Genomic DNA, 5,874 nt, shown 5'->3' on the forward strand with positions numbered 1-5,874 from the left:
GCCGACCCCGACCCCGCCTGGCGCGGCGCCGCCCTGCTCCACACCCTGGTACGCCGGCAGCCACTGCCCTACCGCAACAGTCTCTACGCCTGCCAGGTCACCGCCGCCTACATGCACGCCTCCGGCGAGGGCATCGATGCTCCGTACGGCGCCATGGTCGACCTGGTCCGCGACATCCAGGCCGGTAAGACCAGCGTCTATCAGGCAGCCGACCGCATTCGCACCTGGCGCATCTGAGTGACCCAACCAGGATGTGGCGCTCCCATCGAAGCGTCTTCGCCGCTCACTGGCCTCTGGGAAGTTGTAGACGCTCATCGCCGCGTCCTGGGTCATCGGACCGAGCGGCGAAGCGACAGTGGCCTCCGGCATGACCGGGACTTGGAGCGCGGCCTGTGGACAGAGCCGCTCGCGCGGAGAGTTCGGCAGGAGGCGCCCTGCTCACCTCCGCTCGAGCGGAACATGGGCGGCGTCTGATCCGTCCCCACCCGCAAGGCCGTCAGCCGCATGAGGCGTGGCCTCGCCCGCTTCCGGGCTCGCGGCCTGTGGTGCGTGGCAGAGCTCGACGAACATGGACGCGTTCCTCGTCGGCGTCTGAGCGCTACGCCGGGCTTCGCCACCCACTCGCGTAGCGACGGACAGTCAGCTCCAGATAGTCCGCGTGCGGCCCGATCAGGGCCGCCAGCTCGTCCGGTGACCGCACCAGCGCCGTGTCGTCGAGGTCGGGCTCACGGCCCTGGCGCGCTCCGCACTTGCCGCGGACCCTGATGCCTCACCGGTTCAGATGGCCTCGCTCATGGAACGCACCGGTCGTCCCGTCGTCCTGGTCGTCGACTACGAGGGCGACCAGCCCAGCCTCCTCGGTACCGTCGACGCGGCCACCCTGCTCCAGTACAGCCTCTGATCGGTCCTGTCGGTCGCACACAGACGACCACCCGGAGGCACACAACGGTGATCAAGGGCCGAGCGCTGCCCATTGTCCTCTCGCCGGACTGCTCCGTGCCGCCGCGATGAGCACCGTCGCCGTCGCCGAGATCGGGGGCTTCAGTGCCCCCCGATCTGGACCGTCACCCCTGCCGGTACCTGTACCGGCACCGCCGTGGCCACCGGGTGCCTCGTCGCCGGGTCGGCGAGTGATCCGCTACCTTGGCCCCCGTCCGAGTGAGCGGCCGCGCGCAGTGGGTCTCCAGCGCCGCTTACTGCGCGGTACGAACGGCGTTCCGAGCAGCGAGACGGGCAACGGATGACCCCGGCTACACGTAAACCGGTGAGGCGCGCCTCCGCCGACACTATCGGCGGCCAGCATGGCGGCATCCGGGGCGCCGACGGTCTGCGCGGCGTGATGTCGCGGTTCCCGGGGCTCTCGCCGTCGGCGCTCAACCGTCGGGCGTCTGCCCTCGGCCCGGCACCTGGGGCGCCCTCGCCGCCTCGGCCTCGGCCTTCGCGTCGCTCACTACGGCGTCGGCCTGCTTCGCGACCTCGTCGGCAGCCGCGGCGGCGTCGAGCGAAAGCGGCGAGCCCGCCTCGAGCTCCGGCGCCCCGCCTTCGTCCGGCGCGCCGTCGGCATCGGTAGTGGTCGCTTCCTCCCGGTGCGCGGATGCGGGGAGACCCATCGCCGACTGATCACTGAATGCGTGGGTGACGGCACGAACTGCCTCGGTCAGTTCGCCTGGGATCACCCAGAAAGTGTTGTTGTCGCTCTTCGCCAGATGTGGAAGCGTCTCCAGGTACTTGTAGGCCAGGATCTTCGGGTCGGCGTTGTTGCGATGGACGGCTTGGAAGACCCGCTCCACCGCCTTCGCCTCGCCGTCCGCCCGCAGGATCATGGCTTGCTGCGTGCCCTGTGCCTCCAGGATGTCCTTCTGCTTCGTGCCCTCGGCGGTCAGGATCTTGGCTTGCCGCTCCCCTTCGGCGTGCAGGATTGCCGCGCGCTTGTCACGCTCGGCCCGCATCTGCTTCTCCATCGCCTCTTTAATGGTGTGCGGTGGATCGATGGCCTTGATCTCGACGCGGTTGACGCGGATGCCCCACTTGCCGGTGGCGTCGTCGAGGACGGCACGGAGCCTGGCGTTGATCTCCTCGCGTGAGGTGAGCGTCTCCTCCAGGTCCATGGAGCCGATGACGTTCCGCAGCGTGGTCACGGTGAGCTGATCGATGGCCTGCAGATAGTCAGCGACCTCGTAGGCCGCCGCCCGCGGGTCGGTGATCTGGTAGTAGAGCACGGTGTCGATGTTCACCACGAGGTTGTCCTCGGTGATCACGGGCTTGGGGGCGGACGAATACACCTGCTCGCGCACGTCGAGTTTGGTATTGACACGGTCCGCCACCGGGACGACGAAGTTGAGGCCGGGTTGCAGAGTCCGCCGGTACCGGCCGAACCGCTCGATGTTGTAGCGGCGCGCCTGCGGGACGACCCGCACTGAGGCGGCAACGAGGAAGACGACAACGATCGCCGCCACAAGAATCGGGATGACAACCGGATCCACAGTTCCTCCGTAGCTATGTGTTCAGCCGTTCACGGAAGGAGTTCGCGGGGATAGACGACCGCTGTGGCGCCCTCAATCTCCATGACATCCACCAGCGCTCCCACCGGGATCACGAGGCTCTCGTCGAGAGCGCGAGCGGACCATTCCTCACCGGAGATCTTGATCAGGCCGCGGCTCGCGGTGACCTCCTGCATGACCTCGGCCCGTTTGCCGATCAGCGCATCGCTGCCCTCACGTGTAAGGGGCGTCTGTGCCATCTGCCGCAGGGCGACAGGACGGATGATGAGGAGTCCCGCCGCTGCCGCCACTCCGAGCGCCACAAGCTGGCCGAGAAGGCCGACGCCTACACCAGCGACCACGGCGGCAACCAGCGCAGCGCCCGCCAGCAACCCGAGAACCAACGTCAGGGTGAAAAACTCTGCGACACCAAGCACCCCGGCGGCGAGTAGCCATACGAACCACGGCATCGAGCAGCCTCCCTCATGGGGACTTAATCGCAACCTACCCACCCGGAACCCAGACAGAACAGACTCGGCCATTTCACTCTGCGATTAGGGCGCCAGGGCGGCGACAGGAGTCCCACCGCGTTGCCGGTGTCAGCCGACACCCTCCGCCGGACGCCCGCCCGTCTGTCACACGGGGAAGTCCGTCTGCCGCAGGTGTCGGACCCAGAACCAAACCGCCCCAGGAGTCGTAGATCATGTCCCCATTGCTGACGAGATCCATGGCCGAGTGGGTTAGCTCCCCGGATTCGACCAGGGCGAGGCCTTCGAGCGGCGCCCGGCTGGGAGACGATCACCCAGTCGTCGTCCATGAAGCTGGCGCTATGCACAGGATCGTTGGAGACGATCGAAGCAGCCCAGTCCAGCATGAGGCGGGTGAAGTGAGCCTGAATGGCGGCATTGAGCTTCTTCAGCGTTGCCGCTCCAGTGTGAGGATGGCCTTGGCGATTGACGTGATGCGGTCCTACCTTGTTCGCGGGTTGGACGGGCCGTCGTAAGGTCCAGAGGCCCGGAGACACCGGGTATGGCTTTCATGCGGTTGCCCTCGATGGCTCCCCTAACCTGGCCGCCCGGTGTCTCACGACGACTCGGCCGCTGATTAGGAGCTGCGAACGCCCGCGGGCGGATCGCTGAGTAGGACCACGCCGGCGAGGTCGTCCGGGAGAGCAGAGCTTCATCGAACGACCGGAGGAACTGGTGGCCCAGATCTGGGCGGGTACGGACATCGGCAAGACCCATCACCACTGTGTGGTCCTGGCTGCATCGGGCCCTGCGGAAGGATCTGCCAGGACTTCAGCCTTGCGACGCCGCGTTCGACGGGTGCTCGCACTGCGGCCAGTGCTTGATTGAGGCCTCCCTCGGTGGGGGTGAGTTCCTGCAGGGGTCTGTGTTTGATGGCGGTGGTCAGCCATGGGCCAGTGCCCTGGTAAGCGAGATCGGCCACGATGGCAACGCCCTGGCGCTCGCAGATCCGGATGATTCGGTGGGTGCGAGCAGCGGTCAGGTCGTGGGCGCGACCGGGCAGAGCGGGCGAGAGCCACAGCAGCCGGCCGCGCGGGTCGGTGACGAGCTGCACGTTTACGCCGTGCCGCCGGTGCTTGGCGGAGTAATCGGCCCGGCCGACGCCGACCCGGTCGCACTCGACGAGGGTGCCGTCAAGGAGGACGAAGTCCGGTTCGTGCTCGCGCAGCGTCTTCAGCAGGCCTGGCGCCTGGCCGGCGAGCAGATCGACGACCGCTCTCGTGTAGGCGTGAGCGGTCGACTCGCTGATCCCGAAACCGGCTGCGATCTTCGCCAGAGTAGTGTGCTCGGGCAGGTACACCAGTGCCACCATGGCGCGTTGAGACGGACGGAGCTTGCAGCGGCGGTTACCCTCACGGGTGACGATCAGCATGGTGACCCACTCCGCGAGTGCATGCGGCAGGTCGAGTGCGGCAGGATGGACGGCCAACGAGTCCTCCAAGCAACGTGATTGAGTCGTCAGACATCTCGATCAACAGGCCGGGGCCTCGCTCGTTGCTCTTCACGATCCATCAGTTTGGCCGAGCGCTTCATCTGGCGATACCCACCACATGAAGCGCTCACACGGAACCGAGACCCCTGGGGTCAGTCCTGATCTTGGGTGTACTGAGCCGCGTACCAACTGGAGTCGATGGCGGGGTTGCGCAGCGCCCCCCAAAACCGCTCGTCAGGTATCGGTGGCAGTGGCGGATTGCCCAGGTCCGCATGCAGATCCACACGCCAGTCGAGAGTGAAGTGACTCCGGGTCTCCGCGCTCTCGCACACGGATCTGTAGGGGGACCCCCAGATCCCGAGGGCTATCTTCTCCGCGGCCCACCTGCGAGTGACGTCTCGGCCGGCGTCGGCCTGGGCGAGCACCGCACGGAGTCGCAAGGCCAGCGCGCCGGTTTGGTCCGGCCGCGGTAGGGCCACACCACGCTCCCACGCGTCCAGGGCTGCCTTGACCTCCGGGTATTTGTTCAGCCCCGTTTCGACCGCCAGTCTGCGCAGCTGTCTCTGCGCGGCCTCAACCACCTGCTCATACGGCAGGACTGCGATCAGTGCACCGAGTTCCTCATGTCCGTCCAGGTGGCTCACGTGGAGGAGGCCGGTGGACCTGTGGGACAGGTCCAGCTCCGGCAGCTGCTCATCCGGTGCGGGAAGGGGCTCGTCGGCACTGCACTCCGGCCTGGCAGGCAGAGGCGCCTCCCAGAACAGTCGGCCGTTGAAGGTGACGACACCAGCCTCCTGGCCGCGCTCAAGCGTGTCGGCCACTTCGGCCAGATACTCACCCAGCGAGTCGGCCTGCCTTAAAACTGGTGCCCGTCTCGTCGAAGAACCGTCCGATCGCACCGAAGGAGTCCCGCTCAGTACGGCAATCCATCAGGAGACCGTCCGACGTCACGTCATAGGAACCGAACTTTACGTAGCCGCGAAGCCAGTAGCCCTCGGCCTCCCCGTCGAGGCCTTGGCCGATGCCGCGCATGAACCCGGTATCCCCGAGGATCCCGCTCACTCCGAGCAGCCGGTCGCCCGTGCTGAACCGGAAAGCCTCAGGCCCCTCCAGCGCTTCGTTGTATCGGAGGAGTGAAGCGACCAGGTGCGGAGGAAAGGTGACACCCAGTTCCTCTTGCGCTGCTGCGATCTCCTGATCTCCTGCGGGCGGTCGAAGCGTGGCGAAAGTGCGGGGCGCGTGCTCGCGCAGCCACGCGTCGATGCGAGTCCATGAGTCCTGGACCAGGTCTGCTGTCATAGGGCCGACTTAGAGGCCCTAACAGAAGTTGTTGATCAAGTGACTTTCGACTTGGGTGGTCGTTGGTCCGGTCGTGGGGAAACGTCAGTCGCGGCCGTGGATCGTGTCGGACGAACTGTGGTCGCTCATCGAGCCG

Annotated in this window: 4 protein-coding genes and 2 pseudogenes; 1 reads left to right on the top strand and 5 read right to left on the bottom strand. The window is 66.7% G+C overall.

Annotated features, from left to right (window positions below):
- Positions 1 to 237: pseudogene (locus E2E34_RS30110) on the top strand (toxin Doc); the annotation flags it as partial.
- Between the two features lie 1,136 nt (positions 238 to 1,373).
- Here E2E34_RS30110 and E2E34_RS30115 read toward each other — a convergent pair.
- The 5 genes and pseudogenes from E2E34_RS30115 to E2E34_RS36750 form a co-directional block, all read right to left on the bottom strand.
- Positions 1,374 to 2,483 carry an SPFH domain-containing protein gene (locus E2E34_RS30115; protein ID WP_138905036.1) on the bottom strand — a complete coding sequence of 370 codons (1,110 nt, stop codon included), beginning with the start codon at positions 2,481 to 2,483 and terminating at the stop codon, positions 1,374 to 1,376.
- Positions 2,484 to 2,512: 29 nt separating this feature from the next.
- Entirely contained in the window at positions 2,513 to 2,950 is a 438-nt protein-coding gene (locus tag E2E34_RS30120) for an NfeD family protein (protein ID WP_138905037.1), read from the bottom strand.
- A 786-nt stretch (positions 2,951 to 3,736) separates the two neighbouring features.
- A pseudogene (locus E2E34_RS30130) lies at positions 3,737 to 4,436 on the bottom strand (transposase); the annotation flags it as partial.
- Positions 4,437 to 4,591: 155 nt separating this feature from the next.
- Positions 4,592 to 5,260 (bottom strand): hypothetical protein, encoded by a 669-nt coding sequence (locus E2E34_RS36745; protein WP_244316256.1) that lies wholly within the window; start codon positions 5,258 to 5,260, stop codon positions 4,592 to 4,594.
- Positions 5,261 to 5,273: 13 nt separating this feature from the next.
- Entirely contained in the window at positions 5,274 to 5,738 is a 465-nt protein-coding gene (locus E2E34_RS36750) for an SMI1/KNR4 family protein (protein ID WP_244316258.1), read from the bottom strand.
- Positions 5,739 to 5,874 lie beyond the last annotated feature (136 nt).

Source organism: Streptomyces albidochromogenes (assembly GCF_005981925.1).
Lineage (GTDB): Bacteria > Actinomycetota > Actinomycetes > Streptomycetales > Streptomycetaceae > Streptomyces > Streptomyces albidochromogenes.

Excerpts from the sequence above, each read along its gene's own strand:
- E2E34_RS30120 (WP_138905037.1), bottom strand. The coding sequence starts at position 2,950 with ATGCCGTGGTTCGTATGGCTACTCGCCGCCGGGGTGCTTGGTGTCGCA.
- E2E34_RS36750 (WP_244316258.1), bottom strand. The coding sequence starts at position 5,738 with ATGACAGCAGACCTGGTCCAGGACTCATGGACTCGCATCGACGCGTGG.